2 protein-coding genes and 1 tRNA gene are annotated in these 1,864 nt (G+C 61.9%); 1 reads left to right on the plus strand and 2 read right to left on the minus strand.

Going from position 1 to position 1,864, the window contains the following annotated elements; all coding sequences use genetic code 11:
- Positions 1–70: 70 nt before the first annotated feature.
- A tRNA-Val gene (locus SPHV1_RS01425) sits at positions 71–145 on the minus strand.
- Between the two features lie 99 nt (positions 146–244).
- Positions 245–619, minus strand: coding sequence for a cell cycle two-component system response regulator CpdR (cpdR, locus tag SPHV1_RS01430; RefSeq protein WP_041559465.1), 375 nt, complete (start codon positions 617–619; stop codon positions 245–247).
- Positions 620–782: 163 nt separating this feature from the next.
- Between cpdR and SPHV1_RS01435 the strand changes: the two genes are divergently transcribed.
- Positions 783–1,736, plus strand: coding sequence for an N-formylglutamate amidohydrolase (locus SPHV1_RS01435; RefSeq protein WP_054944341.1), 954 nt, complete (start codon positions 783–785; stop codon positions 1,734–1,736).
- Positions 1,737–1,864: the final 128 nt, after the last annotated feature.

Raw genomic sequence — 1,864 nt, forward strand, 5'->3', positions numbered from 1 at the left:
AAAACCCGGTCCCCAAAAGAAAAAACCCCGCCGCTTTCGCGACGGGTTTCTAGCCATCAGGCCTGAGGAATGGTGGGCGTAGCAAGGATTGAACTTGCGACCCCTACGATGTCAACATAGTGCTCTACCACTGAGCTATACGCCCATTCCGTTCAGAGCTCCTTGCGGGCGTTCCCGCTCGGAGGACTGGCCCTCTAGCGTCATGTTTCAGGTGATGCAAGACGCTTTGGCAGGAATTTTTCAATTAAAGTCGGGCGTGCTCGGGAAGGCCGAAAACCCTCTGCACTTCCATCACAAGATCGCGCAGGTGGAAGGGCTTGGAAAGGACTTTGGCCTGGGGCGCCTCGCGGCTGGCGCGCAGGGTAACGGCGGCAAAGCCGGTAATGAACATGACCTTGGTCATCGGTGAAACTTCTGCGCAGCGCTGCGCCAGTTCGATGCCGTCCATCTCGGGCATGACGATGTCCGAAAGCAGCAGGTCGAAAGTCTCGGTTTCCAGATGGGGCAGGGCGCTCGTGCCGCAATCGACGGCAACCACATCGTATCCGGCATTTTCCAATGCCCGTGCCAGGTAGGTGCGCATCGCCTCATCGTCTTCGGCTAGCAGGATGCGGATCATCGCCATGTCGTCCCGTATTTCTATGTCATTGAGCGAGGTCGCGTTCGTCGCGACCGGATGAAGGGTCATACGCCAAGACCGGTTAACATTCTCGTCTGGATTCGGGACTGACCGGGAACGGGACGCTTTGACTCGGGAAAGTGAAAAGACCAGTTTCAGGGACATGGTGAGCAAAGTGGGCGAGAGCGATTCGCAAAGACGGACCGGAGGGCAGATTCCCGGCGCACCGGCGAGCCCGGCTTTCACGATCGCTGCAACCGAGCCCTCGGCGATTCCTGTGCTCGTCGCCGTGCCGCATGCGGGCAGGGTCTATCCCAGCGGACTGCTGCGCGAGATGCGCCATCCCGAATCGGTCTCGCTGCGCCTTGAAGACCGTTACGTCGATCGTCTGGGCGAGGAGATCGCGGCGCGAACCGGGGCGAGCCTGCTGATGGCTCATGCTCCGCGGGCGATGATAGACCTCAATCGCGCGCCCGACGATATCGACTGGGAAATGTTCGAACGATCGGCGCGGCCCGAGCGCAGTAGCGAGATGCCGAGCCGCCGGGTCCTGAGCGGGTTGGGACTGATTCCGCGGCGTCTGCCCGGACTGGGCGAGCTGTGGCGTTCGCGCCACGCAAGGGACGATCTTGCAGCCCGGGTCGAGGGCATTCACGCGCCTTATCATGAGGTCCTGGCCGAGCAATTGGCCGCACTGCGTGAGCGTTGGGGAGCGGCGCTGCTGCTGGACCTGCATTCGATGCCGCCGTTGCCGAGTCGATTCGGTGTCGCGGGTGCACAATATGTCGTCGGCGATCGGTTCGGCGTAACCTGCCATGGCAGCGTGATCGCCACGGCCTTTGCCCATTTCGCGGAGCGCGGCCTGCCGGCCGCGCACAACCGTCCCTATGCCGGCGGTTACGTGCTCGAACGTCATGCGCAGCCGCAGCGTGGGCTGCATGCTTTCCAGCTCGAGATCGATCGCAGTTGCTATCTCGATGCGAATCTTGCCGAGCCGGGTGAAGGGCTGTCGCGAGTCGCCGATGTGCTGGTGGATCTGGTCAGGCGCCTGGCGGCTGTCGTTGCCGATCTGGGCCAAGTGGCCGGCGGCAGGGAATGGCCGCTCGCCGCAGAATGACATTTGCCGACTGACTGGCGAAATCCGGCGGTTTCAGGCGTGTTTTCTGAAAATCCCTCAAGACATTAAAAAACCACCTCGTGCGATGCACGAGGTGGCCAAGGTTCAGGGAGGAGGGGGGGGGGGGG

Source organism: Novosphingobium sp. KN65.2, from assembly GCF_001368935.1.
Lineage (GTDB): Bacteria > Pseudomonadota > Alphaproteobacteria > Sphingomonadales > Sphingomonadaceae > Novosphingobium > Novosphingobium mathurense.